Here is a 25,684-nt window from a genome sequence, read left to right on the forward strand (position 1 = left end):
TCAGCGCGTGCCCGCGATCCGGGGGAACGCCTTGTGCACGCCCACGGCGATGACCGCCGCGAGCACCACCTTGAGCAGGTCGCCGGGCCAGAACACGAGGTCGGCGAGGAACGCGTCCTGGAAGGGCAGGCGCGCGTTGACCACCAGGCCGAGGATGCCGCCGATCCGGATCACCACGAAACCGGCCAGGGCCGCGGCCACCAGCCGCAGGGTGTAGGTGCCGGTGCGCTCGTAGCGGGCGTTGGTGGCGCCGCCGTCGTTGGCCCGGCGGGCCGGGATCAGCCACTGGGCCACGTAGCCGGCCGCGGCCGCGGCGAACGGGAAGGCCAGGATGTAGCCCGCCGAGGGCCCGGCGAGCACGCCGAAGCCGCCGCGGAAGCCCGCGAACACCGGCACGCCGATCAGGCCCACCAGGACGTACAGCGCCACGGCCAGGAGCCCGCGGGTGCCGCCCAGGACCAGGCCGGTCAGGAACACGGCGAGGGTCTGCAGGGTCAGCGGCACCCCCGCCGCGCCCAGGGGGATCCCGGGGAGCACGGACAGGGCGGCCGTGAGGGCGGCGAACACGGCGATGTTCGCGAGGTCCTCGGCGGTGATGGTGCGGCGGCGCTCGACGTTGGTCATGGCACCCAGACTAGGGCTTGCGGGCCCCCGGAGCGGAACCGGTGTCCTCGTCCTGCGCGGGCCCCGCGCCTTCGGCGTCGTCGCGCTGCCGGACGGCGTCGCGCTCCGTGGCCCCGAAGCGTCCGCCCAGGGCCTGCTGGTAGCGCATCCGCTGGTACTTCCAGCGCTCGGCCATGGTGGCCTTGGCCTCGACGCGGTCCTTCGGGTTCACCGGGTCCGGGCCGAGCACCGGGTCGTCGCCGACCTGGTAGCGGTTGGACCAGACCTGGATGACGGCCCACGCCACGGCGGTGTACGGCACGGCCAGGATGGCGCCGAAGATGCCGCCGACCAGCGTGCCGACGGTCAGGGCGAGCAGCACCATGAGGGCGTGCAGGCTGAGGGTGCGGCCCATGATGATGGGCTGCAGGATGTTGCCCTCGATCTGGTTCACCGCGACGATCACCACGACCACCGCGAGGGCGATGACCGGCCCGTTGGTGACCAGGGCGACCAGGGCGGCGATGATGCCCGCGATGGTGGCGCCGACCACCGGGATGAACGCGGTGACGAACACGAGGACCGCGAGGGGGATCGCCAGGGGGACGCCCAGGACGAGCAGCGCGCCCCCGATGAGCACGGCGTCCACCGCCGCCACGAACGCCGTTCCGCGGACGTAGCCGCCGAGCACCTGCGCGCTGCGGTCCACGGACTCCGCGAGCTTGGCCCGGCGCTCGCCGCGGAACCAGCGCAGCGTGAAGTTCCACATCTTCTCGCCGTCCTTGAGGCAGAAGAAGAGCACCACGATCATCAGCACCAGGCCGGTCACGAACTCGGTGGCGGCGCCCAGGCCGCTGAGGGCGCCGCCCGCGAAGGAGCCGCTGGTGACGAAGTCCCCGGCCTGCTGGACGGCGGAGTCGATGGCGGCCGTGTCGACGGGGATCGGTCCGGACTGCACGAGGCGCTGCAGCTCCTCCCAGCCCTCCACCGCCGAGGCGGTGAGCGTGTCCCACTCGCTGCGCACGGCGAGCACGATGCCGGTGAGCACCCCGCCGACGAGTGCCAGGATCCCGAGGAAGGCGGCGAGGGTGGCCAGCAGGTTGGACCAGCCCCTGCGCTCGAGCCACTTCACGACCGGTCCCACGGCGGAGGCCAGGATGAGCGCGACGAGCACGGCGATGAGCACGACCTTGACCTGCAGCAGGATCCAGATCAGCCCGACCACCACGGCGGCGACGAGCAGGGTCTGGGCGGCGCGGGAACCGGCCCGGCCGAGGGAGTCCGCCCAGGGGCTGACGGCGGGGGCGAGGGCCTGGGTGGCCTCCTCGAAGCCGGCGGGCTCGACCCCGGGGCCCGTGGCGGGGGCCGCGCTGGTGCCGGGGTCGGCCTGACCGCCGAGGACGCGCTCGGCGTGCAGCGGCGCCGCACTCGAGCCTCCGGACGACGTGCTGTGCTGCTCGGGGCGTGGGGGATTTCCCATGCGGGCGCTCCTCGGGGCGTGGGTGGCGAAGGGAAGACGGGCACCGCGGACGGGACGACGGCGATCGAGCCAACACTAAGGCGACTGTGGAGGGCTGTCCAACGGTGCCCGCGCGCGGGCCGGAGGGCTCAGCGGGGGTCGTCGACGACGAAGACCGCGGTGAGCACGTGCCGGCGCCGCACGACCACGTCCTGCATCAGCGCGGGAGCCTCGTCGAAGGGCACGACGTCGCTGATCAGGTGCTCGCGGATCTCGCCGCCGTGGGCGGCCAGCAGGCGGATGGTCTCCGCGGACAGCCGCTGCCGGTCCCAGGTGTGGGCGAGACCGCGGGGGACCCGGCCGATCTGTGCGCAGCGCAGGCTCAGCCCGTTGTGGTGGAACTCCTCGCCCAGCCGCACCGCGTCCGCGCCCGCGGTGTAGAACGCCAGGTCGATGACGCTGCCCTGCGGCCGGACCGCGCGCAGCGCCGCGTGCAGGGCCTCGGGCTTGCCGCGGCACTGGAACACGAGGTCCGCGCCGTGGTCGCCCGGCCCGTGCCGCCAGCGGGTCTTGAGCACCCGGCCGGGGTCGTCGGCGATGTCCAGGGGGAAGAAGCCCAGCCGCTCGGCGAGCGCTCGCCGTCGGGGGTCGGCGTCGGCGACGGCGACCTCGCGCGCGCCGAGGGCGCGGGCGAACAGGGCCGTCATGAGACCCACCGGGCCCGCGCCCGTGACCAGCACGAGCCGCCCGGCGACCCCGTCGCCGAGCCCGCGGACCGGTCCCGCGTCCGCCGCGGCGTGCAGCAGCCCGTTGGCGCAGATGGGGCCGAAGTGGGCGACGAACACGCCGAGCAGGGGGTCCAGCGCCTCCGGCAGCGGCACCAGGTGCTCGGTGAGCGGGTCGGCGACGTGGGCGGTGGCGTGGCCGTAGGCCGTGGCGAGCACGTCGCCGGCCCGGAACGCCGGCGTGCGGGAGCTCGCCACCCGGGCGACCTCCATGTAGCCCAGGCGGCGCACCGGGTAGCCCTGCTCCGCGGCACCGGGCCGGAACAGCCCGAGCTCGGTGTCGTGCCGGGAGTGCAGCCCCGGGTGGTCTCCCTTGACGAAGGCCAGCTCCGTGCCCGCGGACAGCCCTGTGGCGAGGGTCTCCAGCAGCACGCCGCCGTCCGGGACCGCGGGCAGCTCCTCCTCCACGATCTCGATCCGGTGCCGGGCGGGGACGACGAGGTTGCGGCGCGCTCTCACGGCTCACCCGCCGGTCCTGCGCGGTCCGGTCCCACGCGGTCCGGTCCCACGCGGTCCGGGTCCGCCAGGGCGACGGGCCGCCCGGTGCGCGCCGAGTCGGCGATCGCGCACGCGAGCCGGTGGGTGCGCAGCGCCTCGCCGTAGGGTGCGCGGGTGGACTCGCGCTCGCCGCGCACCGCCTCGAGGAACTCCCGGTCGACGGTCACCCTCGGGTCCTCGGCGGGGGTGTGCTCGGAGCGGTCCCGCGCGGCGTAGGCGGTGAGGCCCTGCTCCGAGAGCTCCAGGTAGAGCCCGCGGCTCACGGTGTGCAGGGCGGCGCGGTGCTTGACCGCGAGCGCCGACGTCGCGGCGAGCGTGGCGACGGCCCCGGAGCGGAAGCGCACGGTCGCGGCGGTGGCGTCGTCGACGTCGCCGTAGTCCTGCGGGGCCCCGTCCGGGGCCCTGCGGATCCCTGCGGCGTACACCTCGACGGCCTCGCCCAGCAGGAAGCGGGCGGTGTCCAGCACGTGGGTGAGCTGCTCCACGACCTGGCCGCCCGAGCGGTCCGTCCGCCCCCACCACGGCACGGGCGGTCGCTTGTCCAGCCAGTAGCCGTTGGCCAGCAGCGGGGGCGCCTCGGCGAGGAGCTCCCGGGCCAGCACGGCGGTGTCGAGGCAGCGCCAGTGGTAGCCGGTGCCCGTGACCACCCCGCTCTCCTCGACCCGGGCGCCGATCTGCTCGGCGACGTCCAGGCCCAGTCCCACGGGCTTCTCCACGAACAGCGCCTTGCCGCGCTCCAGCGCGGCGAGCTCGGCGGGCCCGTGGGCGAACGGCGGCACGCAGACGTAGACGGCGTCGGCCGCCACGGCGTCGAGGGCCTGCGCGGGGTCGGTGAACGCGGGGACGTCGAGTTCAGCGGCCAGGGCGGTGGCGGCGGGCAGGTGCGCGTCCGTCACCCCGACCACGCGCGCCCCGCCGAGCCCGTGCAGCACGTCGACGTGGCGACGGGCCACGGATCCCGCCCCGACCAGGGTGATGCGCAGCGTCATGTCGGGTTCTCCTCCAGGAGCCGGTGGTACAGGTCCAGGTAGCGCCGGGCCATGCCCGCCGGCGTCCACTGCTCGGCGGCGTCCCGGCAGGTCTGCGGGTCGATGCTGTCCAGGTCCCGCAGGTGCTCGACCAGGTCGTCCTCCGCCGCGGCCAGGAACCCGGTGCGGCCGTGCTCCACCAGGGAGGGCAGCACCCCCAGGGGGGTCCCCACGACGGGCACCCCCCGGGACAGCGCCTCGACGACACCGGTGGCCCCGGGTTCGGCCCAGCGGTTGGGCGTCAGCAGGGCGCGGGCCGAGCGCAGCAGGCGCTCCTTGCGCTCGCCCGCCACCCCGCCCACCCAGGCCACCGACGTCCCGTCGACCAGGGGCCGGACCGCCTCGAGCCAGTACCGGACGTCGGGGTGGGAGCGCAGCGCCTCGTCGCCGTCGGCGAGGCGCCGCTCCAGCTCCTCGGGGTCGTCGATGCCGGCCACGGGCCCGGCCAGCACCAGCGGGATCCCCGCCCGCCGGCAGACGCGGGCTGCGGTGTCCTGGCCCTTGTCGGCGGTGATCCGGGCCAGCACCAGCGCGTGCTCGCCCCGGGGCGCGTCCACGGGCAGCCCCGGGGGCGCGGCCAGCGGCACCACCCCCAGCGTCTGCCGCCGCAGGTTGGCCGGCGCCCGCTCGAGCTGGGACGCGGAGACCGCCGCGAACCGGACCCGGCCCCGTCCGTCGAACGCCGAGTAGAACTCGGGGTGCTTGCGCAGGTCCCAGTGCAGGGTCTGCAGCACCGGTGGGGCCGCCGTGCCCATCGCGCCCAGCACGGACGGTCCCACGACCTCCAGGTGGTCGTGCACGAGGTCCCACCGCCGCGGTCCCCGCAGCGCGTCCACGAGGCCCTGCATGTGCGCGTGGGCGATGCCCGAGACCCGGTTGTAGGGCATCGCGATGGAGCGGAACGCGGGCTCGGGCAGGGGGCGCAGGTGGTCGTCGGCCTCGAGCGTGCTGGGGCCCACTGTGGCGAGCGTGACGTGCACGCCGGCGCGCCGGAGCTCCGGCACCAGGGTGGCGACCACCGTCTCGATCCCGCCGTAGCCGGACGGGGGCACGGGCAGCCAGGGGCCCGCGTTGACGAGCACCCGCAGCGCGCTCATGCGACGCGGCCGGCCGGCTGCGCCCGGTACTCGGGCACCTGCACCATGGGCGGGCGCTCGCGGACGCTGACGTCGTGGACCTCGGCGAGGAAGCGCTCCCCCTGGCGCAGGAACTGCGTGAGGCGCCCGCTCTCGTCGGCGACGGGGGAGTCGCAGCGCAGCCGCGCCTGGACCGTCAGCTGGATCTGGGCGGCCATGCGGGCCAGGGCGGCGTCGGAGGAGTTCCGGTGGGACCGGACACCCAGGTCCACCTGGGCCATCGCGTCCAGGCCCACGGCCTCCAGCACGTCGATGAGCATCGCGATCTCCACCCCGTACCCGGAGACGAAGGGCACCCGTTCGAGCAGGCTCCGGCGTCCCGCGTACTCCCCGGCCAGCGGCTGGACCAGCCCCGCCAGCTGCGGCCAGAACAGGTTCAGCAGCGGGCGGGCCACGAGCTCGGTGACGCGCCCACCGCCCGCCGGCATCACCGTGGCGCCGTCGTGCAGCGGGCGGTCGTAGCAGCTCTTGACGAACTGCACCCCCGGCTCGGTCAGCAGCGGCCCCAGCAGCCCCACGGCGAACTGCGGGTCGAACTCCCGCAGGTCCGAGTCCACGAACGCGAGCACGTCCCCGGTGGTCACGGCCAGGGACTTCCACAGCGCCTCGCCCTTGCCGGGGACGTTGCCGTGGGCGGGCAGGATGTCGGCCTGCCGGTGGACCCGGGCCCCGGCCGCCGCGGCGACCGCCCCCGTGCCGTCCGTCGAGTCGGAGTCGATGACGACGAGCTCGTCGATCAGCGCCACGTCCTCCATGAGCGTGCGCCGCAGCGCGGTGACGATCGCGCCCACGGTCTCGGCCTCGTTGCGGGCCGGGAGCACCACGCTGACCGTGCTGCCGCGCTTCCGGCGGCAGAGCTGCTCGGCGGACCACTGGCTGCCGTGGTAGCTGCGGGTGGTGAACCACTGCTGGACGTCCTGTCGCATGCTGCCCGCTTCCGACGATGAGAAATACTGGAAGGAGACTGACCAGTTGACGTCGGACACTACCCAGCGACGGCCCCGCCGAGAAGAGTCCGCCCGGAGTCGGGCGATTGTGTCGGGCGAATGTGTCAGCCTCCGGGCCCGGGCCGCGCAGAAGATGCCCCGGAGAAGGCGCCCGTCCGGCACGTGAGCAAGAACGCGGACCCGGCCCGCTGCGCGGGGTGCCGCCGCGGAACGGGGACCGGTAGAATGGACAGGTTGCCCGGTCAGGGCACCCACTCCCCACCACTGCCTCCCGAAAGGTCTCCTCCGTGATCACTGTCCAGAACCTCGAACTGCGTGCCGGTGCGCGGCTGCTCATGGACGAGGTCAACTTCCGGGTGGACAAGGGGGACAAGATCGGCCTGGTCGGGCGCAACGGCGCCGGCAAGACCACGATGACCAAGGTCCTCGCCGGGGAGACCCTGCCCGCGGGCGGGACGGTCACGCGCACCGGGGCCATCGGCTACCTCCCGCAGGACCCCAAGGTCGAGGACATGGAGCAGCTGGCCCGGGACCGCATCCTCTCCGCCCGCAACCTCGCGGGCGTCGTCGCCCGCCTGCGCCAGGCCGAGCAGGACATGGCCTCCGAGGACGACGCCGTGCGCAACAAGGCCATGCGCGGCTACGACCGGCTCGAGTCGGAGTTCCTCGCCGGCGGCGGCTACGCCGCGGAGTCCGAGGCCGCGACGATCACGTCCAACCTGGACCTGCCCGAGCGGATCCTCGACCAGCCGCTGCGCACCCTCTCCGGCGGGCAGCGCCGTCGCGTGGAGCTGGCCCGCATCCTGTTCTCGGACGCCGACATCATGCTCCTCGACGAGCCCACCAACCACCTGGACGCCGACTCCGTGGTGTGGCTGCGGGACTTCCTGAAGAACTTCCAGGGCGGGCTGCTGGTGATCAGCCACGACGTGGAGCTGATGGAGATGGTGGTCAACAAGGTCCTGTACCTGGACGCCAACCGCTGCGTCATCGACCTGTACAACATGGGCTGGAAGAACTACCTGCTGCAGCGCGAGCAGGACGCCCACCGCCGCAAGCGCGAGTACGCCAACGCGGAGAAGAAGGCCACCGCGCTGATGGACCAGGCCAACAAGATGCGCGCCAAGGCCAGCAAGGCCGTGGCCGCCCAGCAGATGATCAAGCGCGCCGAGCGGCTCATGAACGGCCTCGAGGGCGAGCGCCAGGCGGACAAGGTCGCGAACATCCGCTTCCCGAAGCCCGCCGACTGCGGCAAGACCCCGCTGACCGCCCGGGACCTGTCCAAGTCCTACGGCTCGCTCGAGATCTTCAACGACGTGGACCTGGCCATCGACCGGGGCTCCCGGGTGGTCATCCTCGGGTTCAACGGCGCCGGCAAGACCACGCTGCTGCGGATGCTGGCGGGCGAGGCCCAGCCGGACACCGGTGAGGTGGTCCCGGGGCACGGCCTCAAGCTCGGCTACTTCGCCCAGGAGCACGACACCCTGGACCCGGACCGGACGGTGCTGGAGAACATGCGCTCCGCCGCCCCGGACCTCGCCGACACGGAGGTCCGCAACGTCCTGGGCTCGTTCCTGTTCCAGGGCGACGACGTGTCCAAGCCGGCCGGGGTGCTCTCCGGCGGCGAGAAGACCCGCCTGGCGCTGGCGACCCTCGTGGCCTCCTCCGCCAACGTGCTGCTGCTCGACGAGCCGACCAACAACCTGGACCCGGCCTCCCGCCGGGAGATCCTCAACGCGCTGCGCACCTACGAGGGCGCGGTCGTGCTCGTCTCCCACGACGAGGGCGCGGTCGAGGCGCTGGACCCCGAGCGCGTGGTGATCCTGCCCGACGGCACCGAGGACCTGTGGAGCCAGGAGTACCAGGACCTCATCTCCCTCGCCTGACGGCGGGCGCCCCTCGCGACGTCAGTCGCGGGCGGCGGAGGTGCGCTCGCGCTCCAGAGCGTCCAGCATCGCGTCCTCCTCGTCCTCCCACGTGGGGCCGGAGCGCCGGCGCTGCGGCCGGGGGCGCATGAGCGACCTGAGGTGGGCCGGCATGTCGTCGGCCATCTCGAGCTGGCGGACGACGAGCTCCTCGTCGCCCTCGCCGATGTAGTTGCCGTCCTCGTCGTAGAACCGTGCGAGCCGACGCTCCATCTCCTGGGCGAACTGGCGGTCCCAGGCGTCGTTGCGGGCCTGCTGCCGGGCGGCGTAGCCCCAGGCCACGAAGAACAGCGCCGCGAACGCGTACCACTGCAACGAGTAGGACAGGTGCGGCCCGGAGTCGATCTCCGGCTCCGGAGCCGGCGCGGGGGCCGCCGCGGGGGCCGGGTCCTCGGCGAAGACCTCGCCGTAGGCCGCCGTCCCGATCGGCCGGTCCCAGCGCTCGCGCAGCTCCTCGAGGTCGATCGAGGCGATCTGGCCCGCGGGGGCGCCGCGGCTGACGGACGGCTCCCCGGGCTGGAGCCGGGCGGTGACCGTCACCCGGCCGGCGGGCGGGGCCGGCACCTCGTCCGGCATCCCGTTGGCCGCCTCACCCGTGGGGATCCAGCCGCGGTCGAGGACCACGACGTCCCCGTCCTGCGTGCGGAACGGGACGAGCACCTCGTAGCCGACGCGTCCGTCCTGCGGCCTGTTGCGGACCAGCACCTGGTCCTCGGGCAGGTACTCGCCCGTGAGCTCGACGGGGTGCCAGGTGAGGCGCTCGTCGTGGACGGCGAACTGCTCGGCGGCGGCCGCACCGGTCAGAGGCTCGGCGCGGTAGTTCTGCGTGATCTTGGCGTTCTCGCCGACCAGGTGGTCGTTGCGGTCCATCTGCCAGCCGCCCAGGTACACCGAGACCACGGCGGCGGCGCAGGCGAGAAGGAAGAAGCCTAGCCACTTGCCGCTGAGCAGGAAACGGTAGTCGTTCATCCCCGGCGCTCCTGCGCGGGGCCGGCGTCGGCGAGGGGGACGGTGTCCTTCCAGAAGCCGCGCGCGCCGAGGAACTGCTCGAGGTCGCCGCGGTGCTCGGGGCACGCCAGCCACGTCTTGCGGCGCTCCGGGGCGTGGATGCGCGGGTTGTTCCAGCGGATCTGCCACGCGGCGTCCGCACGGCAGCCCTTGCGGGAGCACTGCGGGGTGTCGGGCCCGGCCGGGGGAGCGTCGGCGCCTCGCGGGGACAGCGATCCGAGCAGGTCGAACTCCACGGCGGTCGTGCTCCTCAGGGTCTTCGGCGGATCCCGGTACGGCCCGCGGCGGGCTCAGGCCGCTCCGCGGCGCCGGGTGGTGTCGTCCTCGACAGTAGCGGAGGAAGCCGGGTCCCCGCTGGGAGCGGTCGTGCTCCCGCGGCCGTCCGGGACGGGGTCGTCCTCGCGGTGCCCGGCGACGAACTCGCCCTCGAGCACGAAGTCGATCGCCAGGGGCGCGGCCGGCGGCCGCGGCTCGGGGGCGGCGGCCAGCGCCGGCGCGGCGGGCGGCTCGTAGTACTGGCTCGTCCGGGCGGAGCGGTCGTTGCTGTTGGCCAGCAGCACCGCCATCCACGGCAGCACGGCCACGCCCAGGATCGCGACGCCGCGCACCCAGATGTTGTCGACCGCGACGAACACGATGAGGCACACGATGCGCAGGCCCATCTGGATGCTGTAGACCTTCATCCGGTGGCCCATGTCCTGCGTGTGCGGCTCCGCGGTGGCGGTGATCGAGTGGACGTCGTCCTGGCCGGCGGCCTCGCCGGTCGTGAGATAGCGCTTGCTCATGGTCCTCCCAACAGACGATCGAGTATCTCACCGGGGTCCGACATAGAGAAGGCGGTCCTCCGGGGCTGCCGTCCGGTCGCCCGCGGCGACCGGTACGATTGGGGGGATTTCCCCGCGGGCCGGCGCCGACCGGCGTGCCGCGCACCCGCGACCCACGACCGAAAGGCCCCCTCCCCATGGCAGACGAGCAGCGCAGCCCGGCCCCCCGCACCGTCCTCGTGACCGGCGGCAACCGCGGGATCGGACGGGCCATCGCCCAGGCGTTCCAGGACGCCGGGGACAACGTGGCCGTCACCTACCGCTCCGGCGAGGCGCCCGAGGGCTTCTTCGCGGTGCAGGCCGACGTCACCGACTCCGCGTCGATCGACGCCGCGTACAAGGCCGTCGAGGCCGAGTTCGGCCCGGTCGAGGTCGTCGTGGCCAACGCCGGGATCACCCGGGACACCCTGCTGCTGCGGATGAAGGAGCAGGACTTCCAGGACGTCGTGGACACCAACCTCACCGGCGCGTTCCGCGTGGTGCAGCGCGCCGCCAAGGGATTCATGCGCCTCAAGCGCGGGCGCGTGGTCCTCATCTCCTCCGTGGTCGGGCTCTACGGCTCGCCCGGGCAGGTCAACTACGCCGCGTCCAAGGCCGGTCTGGTCGGCATCGCCCGGTCGATCACCCGGGAGCTGGGCGGGCGCAACGTGACCGCCAACGTCGTCGCCCCCGGGTTCATCAACACGGAGATGACCGCGGCGCTGCCGGAGGACACCCAGAAGAACTACCTCGCCTCGATCCCGGCCGGCCGGTTCGCCGAGCCGGAGGAGGTCGCCGCCGTCGTGCGCTGGATCGCCTCCGACGAGGCGAAGTACATCTCCGGCGCCGTCATCCCCGTGGACGGCGGCCTCGGCATGGGCCACTGAGCCCCGCCGCCCCCTGATCCCCGCACGTTCCACCGAAGGAGCACCATGAGTTCACTTGCAGGCAAGACCGCCGTCGTCACCGGGTCCTCGCGCGGCGTCGGCGCCGACACCGCGAAGCTGCTGGCCGGGGAGGGCGCCAACGTGGTCGTCAACTACCGGCAGAAGGCGCCCCGCGCCAACAAGGTCGTCAAGGAGATCGAGGCGGCCGGCGGGAAGGCCATCGCCGTCCAGGCGGACATGACCGAGCCCGAGGACGTCCGCAACCTGTTCGCCCGCGCCGTGGAGGCCTTCGGCGGGGTGGACGTGCTCGTGCTCAACGCCTCCGGCGGCATGGAGACGGACCTCGGTGAGGACTACGCGCTCAAGCTCAACCGGGACGCGCAGAACGACACCCTCAGCGCCGCGCTGGAGCACCTGCCCGAGGGCGGGCGCGTGGTCTTCGTGACCAGCCACCAGGCGCACTTCATCAACGACGTCGAGACCATGCCGGAGTACGTGGAGGTCGCCAAGTCCAAGCGCGCGGGTGAGGACGCCCTCACCGCCCGCATCCCGGAGCTGACCGGGAAGGGCATCACGTTCGTGGTGGTCTCCGGCGACATGATCGAGGGCACCGTGACCGCGACCCTGCTCAACCGGGCCCGTCCGGGGGCGCTCGAGGAGCGCCGCGAGGCCGCCGGCAAGCTCTACTCCGTGCAGGAGTTCGCCGAGGAGATCGCCCGCATGGTCACCGCGGACGTCCCCACCGGGCACGTCGAGCTCGTCGGCGGCGCCGACGACTTCCTGGCGAAGGCCGGTCGCCGCTAGGCCCACGGCCCCCGACGACGGCGGGGCGGGCGCCCTCCCGGGTGACCGCCCCGCCGCCGTCCCTGCCGCCACCGGAGCCCGCGGCGGCGCGAAACCGTCCGCAATGTGACGCCGTCCGGCCTCCGGGGGTGCTAATCATGGACTCCACGGCACGAGGCCGATCGCGCCTCGGCCAGGAGCACCTCCGCGCGGTGCGGAGCCGAGCGAGGAGCCACCATGACCCCACAGCCCACCGGACGCCTCGACCCCGGCGGTCACCTCGTCCTCACCCGCACGTTCCGCGCCCCCGTCGAGGAGGTCTGGGCCGCGGTGACGGACCCCGCCCGGCTGGCCCGGTGGTACGGGACGTGGAGCGGTGACCCGGCCACCGGGCGCGTCGAGGTGCTGCTGACGGTCGAGGACCTGGACGAGCCCGAGCCCCTGCTGATCCGCCGCTGCGACCCGCCCCGGCACCTGGCGCTCACCCTGGGCACGGCGGCCGACGCCTGGCGCGTGGACCTCGACCTCCAGGACGACGACGGCACCACCGTCCTGCGGCTCACCCACCGGTACCCGGACCCCGACGAGGTGGAGTCGGTGGGGCCCGGCTGGGAGTACTACCTGGACCGGCTCGTGGCCGCCGAGACCGGCGGGGACCCGGACGCCGTCGACTTCGCCCGGGACTACCACCCTGCGATGTCCGGGCACTACCGGCCGCTCGCCGAGCAGCTCCGGGCCCGGGACTGATCCCCGCCGGACGGGCCTCACCCGGGGTTGGGGCTCGCGATCCGGATGAGGTTGCCGCAGGTGTCGTCGAGCACCGCGGTGGTGTACGGGCCCGAGACCGTGGGCTCCTGGACGAAGTGCACGCCGCGCTCGCGCACCCGCTCGTACTCCGCCCGCACGTCCTTGACCCCGAAGCTCGTGAAAGGGATGCCGTCGGCCACGAGCGCGGCCTTGAACGGCCCCACGGCGGGGTGCTCGGAGGGCTCGAGCACCAGCTCGACGCCCTCGGGCGCCTGGGGCGAGACCAGGGTGAGCCAGCGGGCGCCGCCGGCGGGGACGTCGTGCTTGACCATGAAGCCGAGCTTGCCGGTGTAGAACAGCAGCGCCTGCTGCTGGTCGTCGACGAAGACGCTGGTGTGGGTGATGCGCATGGGACGCTCCTTCTCGGGTCGGGCGGCGCGGGGCGCGTCAGGAGCCGGCGTCGCCGACGCTGAACATCCAGTGGATGCCGAACCGGTCGGTGCACATCCCGAACAGACCGCCCCAGGGGGCCTCCTCGAGCGGCATCGTGACGGTCCCGCCCGCGCCCAGTGCCTCCCACCAGCCGCGCATCACGGACTCGTCGTCCCCGCTCACGGAGACCGAGACGTTCTCGCCGACGGCCAGGTCCATGCTGTTCGGGGTGTCGGCGGCCATCAGGACCATGCCGGTCCCGGTGGTGAGCATCGAGTGCATCACCTTGTCCTGCTCCGCGGGGTCGTCGCTGGCCCCGTACTCGCTGAACCGGCTGACCGACAGCTCCCCGCCGAACACCGAGCGGTAGAAGGTCATCGCCTCCTCTGCCGTGTCCCGGAACGAGAAGTAGGGATTGAGCAGCATGGGCATGGCCGGGCCTTCCGCGTCGATCGGTCGATGCTCCCATCATGACGCCGTCCGCGGCGCGGGGGAAGCAACCCTGGGAAGCCGCCGGAGGGGTGCGTAACCTGGTGCGCATGAGCAGAACGCAGTACTACGTGGCGGCCAGCGCCGACGGGTACATCGCCGACCGGGAGAACCACCTCGACTGGCTGCTGCAGTACGGCTTCGAGGCCTACCAGGAGCACTACGACGCGTTCCTGGGCGACGTCGGCGCGCTCGCGATGGGCGCGAGCACGTACGAGTTCGTCCTCGACCAGGGGGACTGGGCCTACGGGGACCTGCCGGTCTGGGTCTTCACCCACCGCGAGCTGCCGCGGCCGGCGGGGGCGGAGCCGACCTTCGTCAGCGGACCGGTCACGATGCACGCCGAGGCCCTGGTCGCCGCCGCGGGCGAGCGGAACCTGTGGGTGGTGGGCGGCGGGAAGCTCGCGGCCCAGTTCGCGGACGCCGGTCTGCTCGACGAGCTGTGGCTGACCTACATGCCGATCGTGCTGGGCGGAGGACATCCCGTCCTGCCGACCGCAGCGGCGCGCGACCTGCGGCTCCAGCGCACCACCCACTTCGAGGGCGGCGCCGTGGAGCTGCGCTACGTCCTGGAGGGCCCGGACCGGCAGGTGTGGCCGGAGTAGCCGCTCTCCGCCGCCGCGCGCGGCAGCCCGTACCAGGCCGCGGCGTTGTCGTGCAGCACGGCCGCCGCGGCGCCGGCGCCCAGGGTCTCGGCGACCAGCGCGACGTCCGCGTCCCGGAACGGGCGCTCCGCCCGGGTGCTCGGCAGATCGGTGCCGAAGAGCAGGGCGGTCGGGTCCACGGCGTGGATCCGGCGCAGCGCGTCCGGCACGTCGAGGTCGACGCGCCCGAACCCCGTGGCCTTGACCTTCACGCCCCGCTCGACGAGCTCGAGCAGCCGCGGCAGCCCCGCCGCGCTCATGCCGAGGTGGTCGACGCCGGCCCGCGGCAGGCGCCGCAGCACGGGGGCGAGGTGCTCCAGCGCGGCGGCGTCCGCGTAGAACTCGGCGTGCCACCCGGCGAGGTCGTGCACCCGCCGGGCGAGCCGCTCGATGCCGGCAGGGTCCGCGTCGGCGCCGCGGCGGAGGGTGAAGCGCACCGCCCGCACCCCGGCCCCGTGGAGCTCGCGCACCTGCTCGTCCGGGACGGCGGGCGGCAGCTGGGTCACGCCGACGAATCCGGGGCCGAGCTCCGCCAGCGCCGAGCGCAGCCACTCCTGGGCGTGGCCCTGGAAGGAGCCGCTGACCACGGCCCCGCCCGCCACGCCCAGTTCCCGGACCCTGCGCCGGTAGTCCCCGACCGTGAAGGTCGGCGGCAGGTACCCCTGGTTGGGTACCAGCGGGAACCGCGGGTCGACCACGTGCAGGTGGGCGTCGATCATGCGGTCATTCTGCCCGAGACCGTGGGGCGGTGCGCGGGGGCGGGCCGGTCCGGCGGCGCGACCGGGGTGGCGCCCACCCTCGTTGCTTCCGCACACATACACTGCATGCCTGTGACCACCACTGTCCTGACCCCCGACCACGTGCTCCAGGCCGCCGAGGAGGCCCTCGACCGGGCCCGGCGCAGCTACGCCCGGAAGCTGCTGCGCCTGGTGGCCGCCGAGCTGGCGCGCCGCCACCCCGACGCGGTGCGCCTGGACGTGCTCGGTCACGACGGTGACCAGGAGTTCTTCGTCGACGCCCTGCGCGACGCCGCGGGCGAATACGTCTGGGGCGACCCGGGCCGGGTCGTGGTGGTGCGCGAGACGGCCGACGACGAGCTCGGCGGCACCGTCACGGTCGCCGCGCGGGACGTGCGCGAGCTCGTGGGCCGCGCCCTGGACGCCTACGCCGGACCGCTGGAGCGGCTGCTGCACCACGACGAGCAGAGCTACACCTACTGGCTGGACCTGACCGCGCCCTGACCGGCCCCGGGACCGTCCCGGCCTGGGCGCGGCGGCCGTGCCCGGGCGGTGCGGATCACTCCTCGTAGGGGGGCCACAGGCTGACCCCCAGCCGCACCTCGAGGCGGGCGATGGTGTACCCGTCCGGCCAGACGTGCCCGTCCAGGATCCGGGACAGCGCCGTGTGGTCGACACCGGTGAGCGCCCCGAGCTCCCGCAGCGTCCGGGACCCCGCGGCCGCCCGCAGGTTCAGCGCGAACAGCCTCGCCCGCTCCGCCACCGGGTCGCCGCAGATCTCGTCCGGCCAGGAGAGACACTGGTCCTGTGGTTCCGGTCGCACCCTGCTCGCCATGGCGGGCAGTCTAGGGACCGGCCCTGAGCATGAACCTGGGATCAGGAGGCCGCGGGCCCGTAGCGGTGCTCCGGGCGGCCCGTGCTCCCGTAGCGGAGCTGGATCTCGACCGACCCGTCCTCGGCCAGTGCGGAGAGGTAGCGCTGGGCGGTGGCCCGGGAGATGCCGACCTTCCGGGCGATCTCCGCGGCCGAGAGGGGCACCCCGGCCTCCAGGGCCGCCAGGACCGAGCCCTCCGTCGCGGACCGGGTGCGCTCGCCGGGGGAGGCGGTCTCGCCCGGGTGCAGGGCGTGCAGGGCGCGGTCCACGGTCTCCTGCGTCAGCGCGTCCCGGTCGGTGAGCAGCCGGCGGTACCGGGCGTAGGCCCGCAGGGTGCGCGCCAGCCGCTCGTTCGGGAACGGCTTGATGAGGTAGGCGAGCGCGCCGCGGCGGACGGCGGTCCGCACGGAGGCCGGGTCGGCCGCCGCGGTGAGCATGATGACGTCCACGTCGAGGGCCCGCAGCAGGTCCAGGCCGAGTGCGTCGGGCAGGTAGACGTCCAGCAGCACGAGGTCGGGCTGGTGGGCGTGGACGGTGCGCATCGCCTGCTCGGCGGTGCCCACGGGGGTCAGGGCCGTGAAGCCCGGCACGGCGTTGACGAAGCCGGCGTGCAGCCGTCCCACGTGGAAGTCGTCGTCGACCACGAGGACCACCAGGTCGTCGCTCATCCTGCACCTCCTGATCTGCCGGCGGACCGTTCGCCGCCGACGTCGGCCCCGGGCCCGGGGTCGCGGACCGCGGTACCGGGCAGGCGGGCGCAGAAGACGGCTCCCGGCCCGCCGGGGCGTCCGGGATCGGCCACCCACACCTCTCCGCCGCGCCGGCGGGCCAGCTCCCGGCTCAGGGACAGGCCGAAGCCCTGGCCGTGGACGTCGGGCAGCACGGCGAACGGCGCTGCGCCCTCGTCCCCGGATCCGCCGGCGGGAACGGCGGTGGACCAGCCCTGGGCGAAGATCGGCTCGGGGTCCGCCACGGGGAGCCCGTCGCCGGAGTCGGCCACGACGAGGTGCAGGGTGCCCTCCCCGCCGGTCCAGTCGTCGAGCAGCTCGACCTCGACCCATCGGTCTCCCGCCGCGCCCTGGACGGCGGCGCGGACGGCGTTGTCCACGAGGCTGCCGATCACGGTGGTGACGTCCTGCGGGTCCGTGATGCGGCCGCGGACGAGGGTGTCGGCGCCGATGCGCAGGCTCACGCCGCGCTCGGCGGCCTCGACGCTCTTGGCCCCCAGGAAGGCCTGCAGGTAGGGGTCGCGCAGCAGCTGGGCCCCCTCGGCGGGGTAGCTGAGGGGGCCGGTCTCGGTCACCTCGGCCACGTACCGGCGGGCCTCCTCGGCGTCGCCGATCGCGAGCAGCCCCGCGATGGTGTGCAGGCGGTTGGCGAACTCGTGGCGCTGGGCGCGCAGGGCGGTGCTGAGGGCGCCGACGGCGTCGAGCTGGCGGGTCAGGGACTGCAGCTCGGTGCGGTCCCGGATCAGGACCACCCAGCCCAGCGGGGGCAGGCCCGGGCGGTCGGGCCGGACGGCGCGGGCGGAGAGGATCAGCACGTGCCGGCCGACGACCTGCTCCACGGCCGGGGACGCGGGGGTCGCCGCGGCGAGCAGCGCCGCGAAGGACGTCGGCAGGCCCGCCTCGGCCAGCGGGGTCCCCACGAGCCGGGCGGGCTCCGTCACGCCCAGCAGCCGTCCCGCCTCGGCGTTGACCACGGTGATGCGGTGCTCGGGGGAGATGCCGATGACGCCTTCGTCGACCCCGCGCAGCACCGCCTCCTGGTCCTGGGCGAGCGTGGCGATCTCCTCGGGCTCCAGGCCGAGGGTGAGGCGCTTGAGCCGGCGCGCGATCGCCGCGGAGGCGGCCGCGCCGAGGCCGAGGGCGCCCACGGCGGTGGCGGCCACGGGGGTGATGTCCTCCCGCAGGGTGGCGAGCATGTCCGTGCGGGAGATCCCCACGCTGACGGCGCCCACCACGGCGTCGTCCGTTCCCGGGGCGTACACCGGGACCTTGGCCCGGGCGGAGCGCCCCAGGGTGCCGCGCTCCTGGCTCGTGACCTCCCGCCCGGCCAGGGCCTCGGTGGGGTCTGTGCTGACGGGCCGGCCCAGCTGCTCGGGATTGGGGTGGGAGAGCCGCAGCCCGGTGTCGTCGGTGATCACCACGAAGAGGGAGTCCGTGCGGTCGCGGACCTCCTCCGCGGCGGTCTGCAGGGCGCCCCCGGACAGCACCTCCGGGTCGAGGTCGGCGGGACCGGCGTCGAGCAGGTCCGCCACGCCCGCGCGGACGTCGTCGTCGGCGGCGACCGACCGGGCGATGGACAGCGCCTGGCCCTCGGCGTCGCGGCCCAGCCGCTCGTAGGTCAGCCAGGCGTAGACGCCCCCGCACAGGGCGACGACGAGGGTCACCACGGCGAGGTGCAGCAGCATCATCCGGGCCAGGAAGCCGGGGCGCTGCCGGGGCGCACCGGGTGCCGTCACTGTCTCTCCTCGGGGCCGGGCGCGGTCTCGTGCTCGAGGGCCGCGCGTGCTGCATCCCACTCTACGACCCGGGTCGGCCGCCGGGAGCGGGGTCCCGGCGGGGGCGGGGGATCAGAGGTCGGCGAAGAACCGGACCGCGTCGAGGTTCGGCAGGTTGACCTGGGCGTCGGCGGCCGCGCGCAGGGCGGGCTTGGCGTTGTAGGCCACGCCGAGCCCGGCGGCCGTGAGCATGTCGAGGTCGTTGGCGCCGTCGCCCACGGCGATGACGTCCTCGGGGGCGACGTCGAGCTCCTCGGCCCAGGTCCGCAGGCACCGCTCCTTGACGGTGCGGTCCACGACCTCGCCGAGCACCCTGCCGGTGAGCGTGCCGTCGACGACCTCGAGGGTGTTGGCCGCGTGCCGGGTGAGCCGCAGCTGCTCGGCGAGCGGGGTGAGGACGCCCAGGAAGCCGCCGGAGACCGCCGCCACGGCGTGCCCCTCCCGCAGGAAGGCCTTGACGAGCACGTCCGCGCCGGGGGAGAGCCGGACCGCGGCCAGGACCTCGTCGAGCACGGACGCGGGCAGCCCGGCGAGGGTCTCGACGCGCGCGAGCAGGGACTCGGCGAAGTCCAGCTCCCCGAGCATGGCCGCCCGGGTCACGGCGGCGACCTCGGCCTCGCGCCCCGCGTGGGCGGCGAGCATGTCCACCACCTCCTGCTGGATGAGCGTGGAGTCGACGTCCATGATGAGCAGCTTCTTGCGCCCGGGGTCGAAGAGGGTGGTCGGCACCACGTTGACGTCCACGCCCGGCAGCATCTGGGTCAGCGGGTCGGGGCGCAGGGCGGCGAGCAGGGCGGTCGCGTCGGAGCCGTGCACGAGCGCGGTGAAGGCGTTGTAGCCGGGGACCTCCGAGTCCGGCCCGGCCGAACCGGGGCCGGTGACCCGCACCGTGGAGAAGCGCTCGACCTCGGCGCCGGCGTCCTGCACGAGGGTGAGGATGCGCTCACGGGCCTCAGGGTCCGGATTCTGGGCAAACGCGATGACGGCGAGGTCGGTGGTCATGTGCGCCAGCTTATCGGCAGGCGCGGGCAACGGCCGACCGGGGCCCTCACTCGGGGCGGAGCACCGCGACGTCGGAGACGAGTTCGATGTGCTCGGCCATCGCGCGGGCCGCCCGCTCGGGCTCCCGGTCGCGGATGGCGTCCACGATCGTCCGGTGGGACTCCAGGGACCGTTCGGGGCGGCCCTGCTGGCTCAGGGACTCGATGCGGGTCTCCCGCACGAGTCCGGAGATCTCGGTCATCATCCGGGCCAGGACCGAGGAGTGGGCGGCGGCGGTGACCGCGGCGTGGAACAGCTCGTCGCCCTCCAGTCCGCGGCCGCCGCCGGCGATGTCCTGCGCCATGAGCGCCAGGGCGTGCTCGATGGCGGACAGGTCCTCGGGGGTGCGCCGGGCCGCGGCCAGGGCGGCGATCTTGGTCTCCACGGCGCTGCGGGCGTCGACGATGTCCGGCAGCCGATCGGCGTGCTCGCGCAGTCCCCGCAGCACCACGGCGCTGGAGGGCCGGTAGCGCAGCACCGCCCCGCTGCCGTGCTGCACGTCGATCACCCCGAGCACCTCCAGGGCCACCAGGGCCTGGGCGACGGTGGCGCGGGAGACGCCCAGGCTGTCGGCGAGGTCCCGCTCCGGGGGGAGCCGGTCGCCGGTCTCGAGCCGGTCCTGGATGACGTGGTCCAGCAGCCGCTCCACCACCTGCTCGTAGAGCCGAGGGCGTTCCACCCGGTCGATCCTGTTGGGCCCTGCCATGTCCGTCCTCCCCGGTCGCACGGCGCCGGAGCGTCCCGGCGGCGCGGCACCACCCAGTGGCGTCCGGCCCCTATGCTAGCCCAACGATTGACAAGGACCCCTAGTGTCCTATTGGCTAGTCCAAAACTGGCGGTGTGATCCACACCACTGTTCCCGCAGGAGCTCCACCCTCACCGGCGGGACCGTCCTCGTCCGAAGGAAGACCCATGGGCCCAGAAGTGCTCTCCATCATCATCCTGGCCGCGATGTTCGTCGTGGCCACCGTCCTGCCCGTCAACATGGGGGCGCTGGCCTTCGTGGGCGCGTTCGTGCTGGGGGTGTTCGTCCTCGGGATGGACACCGACCAGATCCTCGAGGCGTTCCCCGGCGGGCTGTTCCTCACCATCGTGGGGGTGACCTATCTGTTCGCCATCGCCCAGAAGAACGGCACCGTGGACCTGCTCGTGCAGGCGGCGGTGAAACTGGTGGGCAGCCGGGTCGCGCTGATCCCGTGGATCATGTTCTTCATCACTGCCGTGATCACCGCCGTGGGCGCCCTGTCCCCGGCCGCCGTGGCGATCATCGCCCCGATCGCGCTGAGCTTCGCCGCCAAGTACAAGATCAATCCCCTGATGATGGGCATGATGGTCATCCACGGCGCCCAGGGCGGCGGCTTCTCGCCGATCTCCGTCTACGGAGTGACCGTCAACGGCATCGTCGCCGGGGCCGGCCTGGACGTCAGCCCCACCGCGGTGTTCCTCTCCAGCCTGGTCTTCAACCTGCTGATCGCCGTGGGCCTGTTCGTGACCCTCGGTGGGCGCGGCCTCGTCTCGGCCCGCGCGGAGGACTTCGTGGAGCGGGCCTCCGAGGCCCGCCTGTCCCGCAGCCGGGTCGCCGCCGGGCACGCCGGGGACCGGGACGTGGACTTCAAGGGCTTCGGCTCGGGCATGTACGGTCCCCGTGACCCGGCCGGATCCTCCGAGCCCCCGGTCCGGCGCGAGGGCAGGGACGGACTGCTCCCGCAGGCCGCCACCATCCTGGGCCTGGTCGTACTGGCCGTCGTCGCCCTGGGCTTCGGCGTGGACGTGGGCTTCGTGGCCATCACCGTCGCCGTCGTCCTGGCCCTGGTCTCCCCGAAGGCTCAGAAGGGCGCGGTCAACAAGATCGACTGGTCCACCGTGCTCCTGCTCGGCGGCATGCTCACCTTCGTCGGCGTGCTGCAGGAGGCGGGCACCATCGAGTACGTCTCCAACGGCGTGGCCGGCCTGGGGATGCCGCTGCTGGCGGCGCTGCTGATCTGCTACATCGGCGCCGTCGTCTCCGCCTTCGCCTCTTCGACCGCCATCCTCGCCGCGCTCATCCCCCTGGCCGTGCCCTTCCTGCTCGCGGGCGAGGTCGGGGCCACCGGGCTGATCTGCGCCCTGGCCGTGGCCTCGACCATCGTCGACGTCTCCCCGTTCTCCACCAACGGCGCGCTCGTGCTGGCCAACGCCCCCGCCGACGTGGACCGCGACGTCTTCTACAAGAAGATCCTCGTCTACGCCACCGGCGTGGTCGTCATCGGCCCGCTGCTGGTCTGGGCCGTGATGGTCGCCCCCGGCTGGCTGTAGCCCGCAGCCCCGCCCCGCCGATGCCCACCGACCCGATCACGGAGGAACCCGCCATGACCGACATCCAGCCCGCCACCGGCACCCCGCCCCGCACCGACCCCCAGGAGCCCTCGCCGTCCGGCGGCCCCCTGGCCGGCACCCTCGTCGTGGACCTGTCCCGTGCCCTCGCCGGCCCGCACGCGGCCATGATGCTCGCCGACCTGGGCGCGCGGGTCGTCAAGATCGAGAGCCCCGGCACGGGTGACGACACCCGCGGGTGGGGCCCGCCCTTCGTGGGACCCGAGGACGACCCGCAGGCCACGTACTTCCTGTCCTGCAACCGCAACAAGGAGTCCGTGGCCCTGGACCTCAAGTCCGAGGACGGCGGGCAGGTGCTCCGGGCGCTCGTGGAGCGCGCCGACGTCCTGGTGGAGAACTTCCGGCCCGGGGTGCTGGACCGGCTCGGCTTCTCCGTCGAGGAGCTGCACCGCCTGAACCCCCGCCTGGTGGTGCTCTCCATCACCGGCTTCGGCCACGACGGACCGGAGTCCCGGCGCTCCGGCTACGACCAGATCGTCCAGGGCGAGGCCGGGCTCATGTCGCTCACCGGTTCCGGCCCGGACGACCCCCAGCGGGTGGGCGTGCCCATCGCCGACCTGCTGGCCGGGATGAACGGCGCCTACGGCGTGCTGGCCGCCCTCTACGAGCGCGAGCGCACCGGGGCCGGGAAGGTCGTGCGCACCTCCCTGCTGTCCTCGGTGGTCGGGGTGCACGCCTTCCAGGGCACCCGCGCCACCGTGGCCCACGAGGTGCCGCGGGCCCAGGGCAACCACCACCCCTCCATCGCGCCCTACGGCCTGTTCGCCTGCCGCGGCGGGAAGGTGCAGATCAGCGTGGGCAGCGAGAAGCTGTGGCGCACCTTCGCCGGGGCCTTCGGGATCGACCCCGACCGGCCGGAGTTCGCGACCAACGCCGACCGCGTCCGCAACCGCCCGGCCGTGATCGCCGCCGTCGAGGAGGCCTTCGCCGCGCACGGTCCCGAGGAGCTGCTGGAGCTGCTGGCCGGGATCGGCATCCCGGCCGGGAAGGTCCGGACCCTGGACGAGGTCTACGCCTGGGAACAGGTGCGCTCGCAGGGGCTGGTCGTGGGCGTCGACCACGAGGTCCTCGGTCCCGTCGAGCTGCCCGGACCCGCGGTGCGGTTCTTCGCCCCCGGCGACACGGACGAGACGACACGGCGGGACCACGCCGCCCCGCCCGTGCTCGACCAGCACGGTGCCTCCGTCCGCGACTGGCTCGCGGGCACCGCGACCGGGGCCGGCCCCACCGGGAACACCACCGACCCGAAGGCGGAGGCCCTCCGATGACCGCTCAGCCCCTCCCCGAGATGTCCACCGGCGCCCTGGAGGTCCGGCGGGAAGGACCCGTGGCCTGGGTGGTCCTCGACCGCCCCGACCGGCGCAACGCGCTGTCCCCGGCGATGTGGGCGGCCCTGCCCGGTGTGCTGGAGAAGCTGGACGCCGACCCCGGCGTGCGGGTGATCGGGCTGCGCGGGGCGGGCGGGGTGTTCTCCGCCGGGGCCGACATCGCCGAGGTGTTCGAGTGCCTGGGCGAACCCGGCACCGGGCTGCCCCGCGGCGGGCTGCTCACCGAGGCCGAGGCGGCCCTGGCCGCGGTGCACAAGCCCACCGTGGCGGCCCTGGAGGGGTACTGCATGGGCGGGGCCTGGATGCTGGCCGGCGCCTGCGACCTGCGCATCGCCACGGCCTCCCTGCGCATCGGACTGACCCCGGCCCGGATCGGCATCGTGTTCCCGGCCTCCGGGATCCAGCGCCTGGTCCGCCTGGTGGGCCCCGGCACGGCCTCCTACCTGCTGCTCACCGGCGACACCGTCACCGCCGCCGACGCCGAGCGGTGGGGCATGCTCACCCGCGTGGTGGAGGACGCCGGCTTCGAGACGGCCCTGGAGCAGGTGGTCACGGACCTGGCGGGGCGGTCCCAGCTCTCCGTGCAGGCCCACAAGCACCTGATCGCGCTCGCCTCCCCGGACGAGGGCGAGGCGGCCGGGCTCGGCGCCGACGAGATCTCCGAGGCCCTGTTCCGGGAAGTCCTCGACGGACCCGACGCCCGCATCGGGCAGCGCGCGTTCCTGGCCAAGGAGACGCCCCGCTTCCGCTGGGCCGGGGAGGACTTCTGGGCCGCCCGCTCCGGCGCCGCCGGGAGGGGCAGGGAGCACCGCGCGTCGATCATCCGTGGGCGGTGGCCGCGCCGCTCCGCCCGTCCCTGACGGGGCGCGTGCCGCACCGGCACGCCGGTGCGGCGCTCCGCGTGTCCTAGAGTGGCGGGTATGAGTGCTGTGGTGGAGATGGTGGACGTCAGCGTGGTCCGCGGACAGAAGACCCTGCTGGATTCCGTGGACTGGGTCGTCAACGAGGGCGAGCGCTGGGTCATCCTCGGCCCCAACGGCGCCGGCAAGACCACCCTGCTGTCCATCGCGGCCGCCCGCCTGCACCCCTCCCGGGGCATGGTCGACATCCTGGACGAGATCCTCGGCGCGGTGGACGTGTTCGAGCTGCGCCCCCGCATCGGGCTGACCTCCGCCGTGCTCGCCACCCAGATCCCCGACGCCGAGTCCGTGCGCAACTGCGTGGTCACCGCCGCGTACGGGGTGACGGGGCGGTGGATCGAGAGCTACGACGACGCCGACGAGGCCCAGGCGCAGGAGCTCATGGCCGCGTGGGGGATCGAGCACCTGGCGGAGCGCCGCTTCGGCTCGCTCTCGGAGGGGGAGCGAAAGCGCGTCCTGATCGCCCGCGCCCTGATGACCGACCCCGAGCTGCTGCTGCTCGACGAGCCCGCCGCCGGCCTGGACGTGGGCGGGCGGGAGGACCTGGTGGCCCGGCTGGACGAGCTGGCCCGCGACGGGGCGTCCCCGGCGATCGTCATGGTCACCCACCACCTCGAAGAGGTGCCCGACGCCTTCACCCACGCACTGCTGCTGCGCGAGGGCCGGGTGGTGGCCGCGGGCCCCGTCCGCACCGTCATGACGCAGAAGAACCTCTCCGAGACCTTCGGCCTCCCGCTGAAGCTGGTGAAGGTCGGCAACCGCTTCGCCGCGTTCGGCCGGTCCTGACCCGACGTGGTGCCCGACACGCTCGCAGCCCTCGCCGCCGACTTCCCGTTCGAGTGGTGGCAGGCCGCCCTCATCCTGCTCGCCGGCGTCGCCGCCGGACTGATCAACACCATCGTCGGCTCGGGCACCCTCGTCACCTTCCCCGTGCTCGTGACCATGGGCGTCCCGCCCGTGACCGCGTCCATGTCCAACGCGATGGGCCTGATCGCCGGCAACCTCACCGGCGCCTGGAACTACCGCCACGAGCTCGCGGGCGTGGAACGGACCCTGCTCAAGCTCATCCCCTGCTCCGCGCTCGGCGGGGTGATCGGCGCGTGGCTGCTGCTGCACCTGCCCGAGGAGGTCTTCGGCTACGCCGCGCCGGGGCTGATCGTCGTCGCCCTCCTGTTCGTGGTCTTCCAGCCGCGGCTCCAGGCTCTGGTGCGCCGGCGCAAGGACGAGCAGGCCGAGGCCGCCGCCGCGGCGGCCCGGGCCCGGGGGGAGACCCCCCGCACCCTCGACCCGGACCGGGCCCCGCAGCCCGCGTCCCTGTACGTCCTGGTGTTCCTGGCCGGGATCTACGGCGGGTACTTCGTGGCCGCCCAGGGCGTGCTGCTGCTCGGCATCCTGGGCGTCTTCCTGCTCGCCTCGCTGCAGGCCGCCAACGCCGTCAAGGTGGTGCTGGTGGCGGCGGTGAACATCGTCGCCGCCGTGTCCTACATCCTGTTCGCGTTCGACCGGATCAACTGGTGGGTGGTGCTGCTCATCGCCCTCAGCTCCACGGTGGGCGCCTGGGCGGGGGCCAAGATCGGCCGCCGGCTCTCCCCGGTCCTGCTGCGCACCGTGATCGTGGTGCTCGGCGTCGTGGCCCTCGTGAGCCTCGTGTCCCAGCTGCTCTGAGACCGGCCGGGCCCCGGACGGGCTCCGGCTACCATTCGGGGCGGACCCCCTCCGCGGCCCCGACCCCGC

28 protein-coding genes are annotated in these 25,684 nt (G+C 73.9%); 11 read left to right on the forward strand and 17 right to left on the reverse strand.

Annotated features, from left to right (window positions below):
• The 6 genes from E7Z53_RS10400 to E7Z53_RS10425 form a co-directional block, all read right to left on the reverse strand.
• Entirely contained in the window at positions 1 to 624 is a 624-nt protein-coding gene (locus tag E7Z53_RS10400) for a biotin transporter BioY (RefSeq protein ID WP_017834295.1), read from the reverse strand.
• A 10-nt stretch (positions 625 to 634) separates the two neighbouring features.
• Complete coding sequence (locus tag E7Z53_RS10405; RefSeq protein ID WP_176337714.1) at positions 635 to 2,083, reverse strand: AI-2E family transporter; 1,449 nt, start codon at positions 2,081 to 2,083, stop codon at positions 635 to 637.
• Between the two features lie 128 nt (positions 2,084 to 2,211).
• Positions 2,212 to 3,306: a zinc-dependent alcohol dehydrogenase gene (locus E7Z53_RS20780; RefSeq protein ID WP_035923959.1), complete on the reverse strand. Its 1,095-nt coding sequence runs from the start codon at positions 3,304 to 3,306 to the stop codon at positions 2,212 to 2,214.
• On the reverse strand, positions 3,303 to 4,334 hold the full coding sequence (locus E7Z53_RS10415; RefSeq protein WP_052132718.1) for a Gfo/Idh/MocA family protein: 1,032 nt from the start codon (positions 4,332 to 4,334) through the stop codon (positions 3,303 to 3,305). The genes E7Z53_RS20780 and E7Z53_RS10415 overlap by 4 nt, the downstream gene beginning before the upstream one ends.
• A complete protein-coding gene (locus E7Z53_RS10420) occupies positions 4,331 to 5,470 on the reverse strand; it encodes a glycosyltransferase (RefSeq protein ID WP_031283427.1) in 1,140 nt (379 codons plus the stop codon). The genes E7Z53_RS10415 and E7Z53_RS10420 overlap by 4 nt, the downstream gene beginning before the upstream one ends.
• Entirely contained in the window at positions 5,467 to 6,435 is a 969-nt protein-coding gene (locus tag E7Z53_RS10425; protein ID WP_017834290.1) for a glucosyl-3-phosphoglycerate synthase, read from the reverse strand. Before E7Z53_RS10425 ends, E7Z53_RS10420 begins: the two co-directional genes overlap by 4 nt.
• 308 nt (positions 6,436 to 6,743) lie before the next feature.
• Here E7Z53_RS10425 and abc-f point away from each other — a divergent pair, with 308 nt between their 5' ends.
• Positions 6,744 to 8,342, forward strand: a complete 1,599-nt coding sequence (gene abc-f, locus E7Z53_RS10430; RefSeq protein WP_109222751.1) for a ribosomal protection-like ABC-F family protein — start codon at positions 6,744 to 6,746, stop codon at positions 8,340 to 8,342.
• Between the two features lie 21 nt (positions 8,343 to 8,363).
• Here abc-f and E7Z53_RS10435 read toward each other — a convergent pair whose 3' ends face one another.
• Genes E7Z53_RS10435 through E7Z53_RS10445 form a run of 3 tightly spaced genes read right to left on the reverse strand, consistent with a single transcriptional unit; the run spans position 8,364 to position 10,174 of the window.
• Positions 8,364 to 9,350: an SURF1 family cytochrome oxidase biogenesis protein gene (locus E7Z53_RS10435; RefSeq protein ID WP_176337715.1), complete on the reverse strand. Its 987-nt coding sequence runs from the start codon at positions 9,348 to 9,350 to the stop codon at positions 8,364 to 8,366.
• The gene (locus E7Z53_RS10440) at positions 9,347 to 9,625 is read right to left on the reverse strand and encodes a hypothetical protein (protein ID WP_095651523.1); all 279 of its coding nucleotides are present in this window, start codon (positions 9,623 to 9,625) and stop codon (positions 9,347 to 9,349) included. Before E7Z53_RS10440 ends, E7Z53_RS10435 begins: the two co-directional genes overlap by 4 nt.
• A 54-nt stretch (positions 9,626 to 9,679) precedes the next feature.
• Positions 9,680 to 10,174 carry a DUF3099 domain-containing protein gene (locus E7Z53_RS10445; protein ID WP_052132716.1) on the reverse strand — a complete coding sequence of 165 codons (495 nt, stop codon included), beginning with the start codon at positions 10,172 to 10,174 and terminating at the stop codon, positions 9,680 to 9,682.
• A 176-nt stretch (positions 10,175 to 10,350) separates the two neighbouring features.
• On the opposite strand from E7Z53_RS10445, the gene E7Z53_RS10450 reads away from it, so the two are divergent.
• The 3 genes from E7Z53_RS10450 to E7Z53_RS10460 all read left to right on the forward strand — a co-directional run bounded on the left by E7Z53_RS10450 (position 10,351) and on the right by E7Z53_RS10460 (position 12,609).
• Positions 10,351 to 11,079: a beta-ketoacyl-ACP reductase gene (locus E7Z53_RS10450; protein WP_017834285.1), complete on the forward strand. Its 729-nt coding sequence runs from the start codon at positions 10,351 to 10,353 to the stop codon at positions 11,077 to 11,079.
• Positions 11,080 to 11,124: 45 nt separating this feature from the next.
• Positions 11,125 to 11,883, forward strand: a complete 759-nt coding sequence (locus E7Z53_RS10455; protein ID WP_035923957.1) for an SDR family oxidoreductase — start codon at positions 11,125 to 11,127, stop codon at positions 11,881 to 11,883.
• 216 nt (positions 11,884 to 12,099) lie between these two features.
• Positions 12,100 to 12,609 (forward strand): SRPBCC family protein, encoded by a 510-nt coding sequence (locus E7Z53_RS10460; RefSeq protein ID WP_176337716.1) that lies wholly within the window; start codon positions 12,100 to 12,102, stop codon positions 12,607 to 12,609.
• Positions 12,610 to 12,626: 17 nt separating this feature from the next.
• Here E7Z53_RS10460 and E7Z53_RS10465 read toward each other — a convergent pair whose 3' ends face one another.
• Both E7Z53_RS10465 and E7Z53_RS10470 read right to left on the reverse strand, forming a co-directional pair.
• Positions 12,627 to 13,019 (reverse strand): VOC family protein, encoded by a 393-nt coding sequence (locus tag E7Z53_RS10465; protein WP_176337717.1) that lies wholly within the window; start codon positions 13,017 to 13,019, stop codon positions 12,627 to 12,629.
• A gap of 37 nt (positions 13,020 to 13,056) precedes the next feature.
• Positions 13,057 to 13,473, reverse strand: a complete 417-nt coding sequence (locus E7Z53_RS10470; RefSeq protein WP_035923955.1) for a VOC family protein — start codon at positions 13,471 to 13,473, stop codon at positions 13,057 to 13,059.
• Positions 13,474 to 13,580: 107 nt separating this feature from the next.
• Here E7Z53_RS10470 and E7Z53_RS10475 point away from each other — a divergent pair, with 107 nt between their 5' ends.
• The gene (locus tag E7Z53_RS10475; RefSeq protein WP_176337718.1) at positions 13,581 to 14,135 is read left to right on the forward strand and encodes a dihydrofolate reductase family protein; all 555 of its coding nucleotides are present in this window, start codon (positions 13,581 to 13,583) and stop codon (positions 14,133 to 14,135) included.
• Here E7Z53_RS10475 and E7Z53_RS10480 read toward each other — a convergent pair.
• Positions 14,093 to 14,893, reverse strand: coding sequence for an amidohydrolase family protein (locus tag E7Z53_RS10480; protein ID WP_017834356.1), 801 nt, complete (start codon positions 14,891 to 14,893; stop codon positions 14,093 to 14,095). The genes E7Z53_RS10475 and E7Z53_RS10480 overlap by 43 nt on opposite strands.
• Positions 14,894 to 15,004: 111 nt before the next feature.
• On the opposite strand from E7Z53_RS10480, the gene E7Z53_RS10485 reads away from it, so the two are divergent.
• Positions 15,005 to 15,415 carry a hypothetical protein gene (locus E7Z53_RS10485; protein WP_176337719.1) on the forward strand — a complete coding sequence of 137 codons (411 nt, stop codon included), beginning with the start codon at positions 15,005 to 15,007 and terminating at the stop codon, positions 15,413 to 15,415.
• Between the two features lie 55 nt (positions 15,416 to 15,470).
• Here E7Z53_RS10485 and E7Z53_RS10490 read toward each other — a convergent pair whose 3' ends face one another.
• The 5 genes from E7Z53_RS10490 to E7Z53_RS10510 form a co-directional block, all read right to left on the reverse strand.
• On the reverse strand, positions 15,471 to 15,746 hold the full coding sequence (locus E7Z53_RS10490) for a helix-turn-helix domain-containing protein (RefSeq protein WP_095651514.1): 276 nt from the start codon (positions 15,744 to 15,746) through the stop codon (positions 15,471 to 15,473).
• 41 nt (positions 15,747 to 15,787) lie between these two features.
• Positions 15,788 to 16,453 (reverse strand): response regulator, encoded by a 666-nt coding sequence (locus E7Z53_RS10495; protein ID WP_017834353.1) that lies wholly within the window; start codon positions 16,451 to 16,453, stop codon positions 15,788 to 15,790.
• Positions 16,450 to 18,249 (reverse strand): sensor histidine kinase, encoded by a 1,800-nt coding sequence (locus tag E7Z53_RS10500; RefSeq protein ID WP_176337720.1) that lies wholly within the window; start codon positions 18,247 to 18,249, stop codon positions 16,450 to 16,452. The genes E7Z53_RS10495 and E7Z53_RS10500 overlap by 4 nt, the downstream gene beginning before the upstream one ends.
• Positions 18,250 to 18,360: 111 nt before the next feature.
• A complete protein-coding gene (gene serB, locus E7Z53_RS10505) occupies positions 18,361 to 19,290 on the reverse strand; it encodes a phosphoserine phosphatase SerB (RefSeq protein ID WP_017834351.1) in 930 nt (309 codons plus the stop codon).
• Positions 19,291 to 19,336: 46 nt separating this feature from the next.
• A complete protein-coding gene (locus tag E7Z53_RS10510; RefSeq protein ID WP_017834350.1) occupies positions 19,337 to 20,035 on the reverse strand; it encodes a FadR/GntR family transcriptional regulator in 699 nt (232 codons plus the stop codon).
• Between the two features lie 206 nt (positions 20,036 to 20,241).
• Between E7Z53_RS10510 and E7Z53_RS10515 the strand changes: the two genes are divergently transcribed.
• Genes E7Z53_RS10515 through E7Z53_RS10535 form a run of 5 tightly spaced genes read left to right on the forward strand, consistent with a single transcriptional unit; the run spans position 20,242 to position 25,615 of the window.
• Positions 20,242 to 21,624 (forward strand): SLC13 family permease, encoded by a 1,383-nt coding sequence (locus E7Z53_RS10515; RefSeq protein WP_031283467.1) that lies wholly within the window; start codon positions 20,242 to 20,244, stop codon positions 21,622 to 21,624.
• A 53-nt stretch (positions 21,625 to 21,677) separates the two neighbouring features.
• Positions 21,678 to 22,970 carry a CaiB/BaiF CoA transferase family protein gene (locus E7Z53_RS10520; protein WP_017834348.1) on the forward strand — a complete coding sequence of 431 codons (1,293 nt, stop codon included), beginning with the start codon at positions 21,678 to 21,680 and terminating at the stop codon, positions 22,968 to 22,970.
• Positions 22,967 to 23,890, forward strand: coding sequence for an enoyl-CoA hydratase/isomerase family protein (locus E7Z53_RS10525; protein ID WP_095651511.1), 924 nt, complete (start codon positions 22,967 to 22,969; stop codon positions 23,888 to 23,890). The genes E7Z53_RS10520 and E7Z53_RS10525 overlap by 4 nt, the downstream gene beginning before the upstream one ends.
• A 60-nt stretch (positions 23,891 to 23,950) precedes the next feature.
• Positions 23,951 to 24,736: an ABC transporter ATP-binding protein gene (locus E7Z53_RS10530; protein ID WP_031283465.1), complete on the forward strand. Its 786-nt coding sequence runs from the start codon at positions 23,951 to 23,953 to the stop codon at positions 24,734 to 24,736.
• 9 nt (positions 24,737 to 24,745) lie between these two features.
• Positions 24,746 to 25,615 (forward strand): sulfite exporter TauE/SafE family protein, encoded by an 870-nt coding sequence (locus E7Z53_RS10535; protein WP_051063812.1) that lies wholly within the window; start codon positions 24,746 to 24,748, stop codon positions 25,613 to 25,615.
• Positions 25,616 to 25,684 lie beyond the last annotated feature (69 nt).

It is taken from the genome of Kocuria salina, from assembly GCF_013368965.1.
Classification (GTDB): Bacteria; Actinomycetota; Actinomycetes; order Actinomycetales; family Micrococcaceae; genus Kocuria; species Kocuria rosea.

Coding starts and splice junctions, on each gene's coding strand:
- E7Z53_RS10400 (WP_017834295.1), bottom strand. CDS start 624: ATGACCAACGTCGAGCGCCGCCGCACCATCACCGCCGAGGACCTCGCG.
- E7Z53_RS10405 (WP_176337714.1), bottom strand. CDS start 2,083: ATGGGAAATCCCCCACGCCCCGAGCAGCACAGCACGTCGTCCGGAGGC.
- E7Z53_RS10415 (WP_052132718.1), bottom strand. CDS start 4,334: ATGACGCTGCGCATCACCCTGGTCGGGGCGGGATCCGTGGCCCGTCGC.
- E7Z53_RS10420 (WP_031283427.1), bottom strand. CDS start 5,470: ATGAGCGCGCTGCGGGTGCTCGTCAACGCGGGCCCCTGGCTGCCCGTG.
- E7Z53_RS10425 (WP_017834290.1), bottom strand. CDS start 6,435: ATGCGACAGGACGTCCAGCAGTGGTTCACCACCCGCAGCTACCACGGC.
- E7Z53_RS10435 (WP_176337715.1), bottom strand. CDS start 9,350: ATGAACGACTACCGTTTCCTGCTCAGCGGCAAGTGGCTAGGCTTCTTC.
- E7Z53_RS10445 (WP_052132716.1), bottom strand. CDS start 10,174: ATGAGCAAGCGCTATCTCACGACCGGCGAGGCCGCCGGCCAGGACGAC.
- E7Z53_RS10450 (WP_017834285.1), top strand. CDS start 10,351: ATGGCAGACGAGCAGCGCAGCCCGGCCCCCCGCACCGTCCTCGTGACC.
- E7Z53_RS10455 (WP_035923957.1), top strand. CDS start 11,125: ATGAGTTCACTTGCAGGCAAGACCGCCGTCGTCACCGGGTCCTCGCGC.
- E7Z53_RS10460 (WP_176337716.1), top strand. CDS start 12,100: ATGACCCCACAGCCCACCGGACGCCTCGACCCCGGCGGTCACCTCGTC.
- E7Z53_RS10465 (WP_176337717.1), bottom strand. CDS start 13,019: ATGCGCATCACCCACACCAGCGTCTTCGTCGACGACCAGCAGCAGGCG.
- E7Z53_RS10470 (WP_035923955.1), bottom strand. CDS start 13,473: ATGCCCATGCTGCTCAATCCCTACTTCTCGTTCCGGGACACGGCAGAG.
- E7Z53_RS10475 (WP_176337718.1), top strand. CDS start 13,581: ATGAGCAGAACGCAGTACTACGTGGCGGCCAGCGCCGACGGGTACATC.
- E7Z53_RS10480 (WP_017834356.1), bottom strand. CDS start 14,893: ATGATCGACGCCCACCTGCACGTGGTCGACCCGCGGTTCCCGCTGGTA.
- E7Z53_RS10490 (WP_095651514.1), bottom strand. CDS start 15,746: ATGGCGAGCAGGGTGCGACCGGAACCACAGGACCAGTGTCTCTCCTGG.
- E7Z53_RS10495 (WP_017834353.1), bottom strand. CDS start 16,453: ATGAGCGACGACCTGGTGGTCCTCGTGGTCGACGACGACTTCCACGTG.
- serB (WP_017834351.1), bottom strand. CDS start 19,290: ATGACCACCGACCTCGCCGTCATCGCGTTTGCCCAGAATCCGGACCCT.
- E7Z53_RS10510 (WP_017834350.1), bottom strand. CDS start 20,035: ATGGCAGGGCCCAACAGGATCGACCGGGTGGAACGCCCTCGGCTCTAC.
- E7Z53_RS10515 (WP_031283467.1), top strand. CDS start 20,242: ATGGGCCCAGAAGTGCTCTCCATCATCATCCTGGCCGCGATGTTCGTC.
- E7Z53_RS10520 (WP_017834348.1), top strand. CDS start 21,678: ATGACCGACATCCAGCCCGCCACCGGCACCCCGCCCCGCACCGACCCC.
- E7Z53_RS10525 (WP_095651511.1), top strand. CDS start 22,967: ATGACCGCTCAGCCCCTCCCCGAGATGTCCACCGGCGCCCTGGAGGTC.
- E7Z53_RS10530 (WP_031283465.1), top strand. CDS start 23,951: ATGAGTGCTGTGGTGGAGATGGTGGACGTCAGCGTGGTCCGCGGACAG.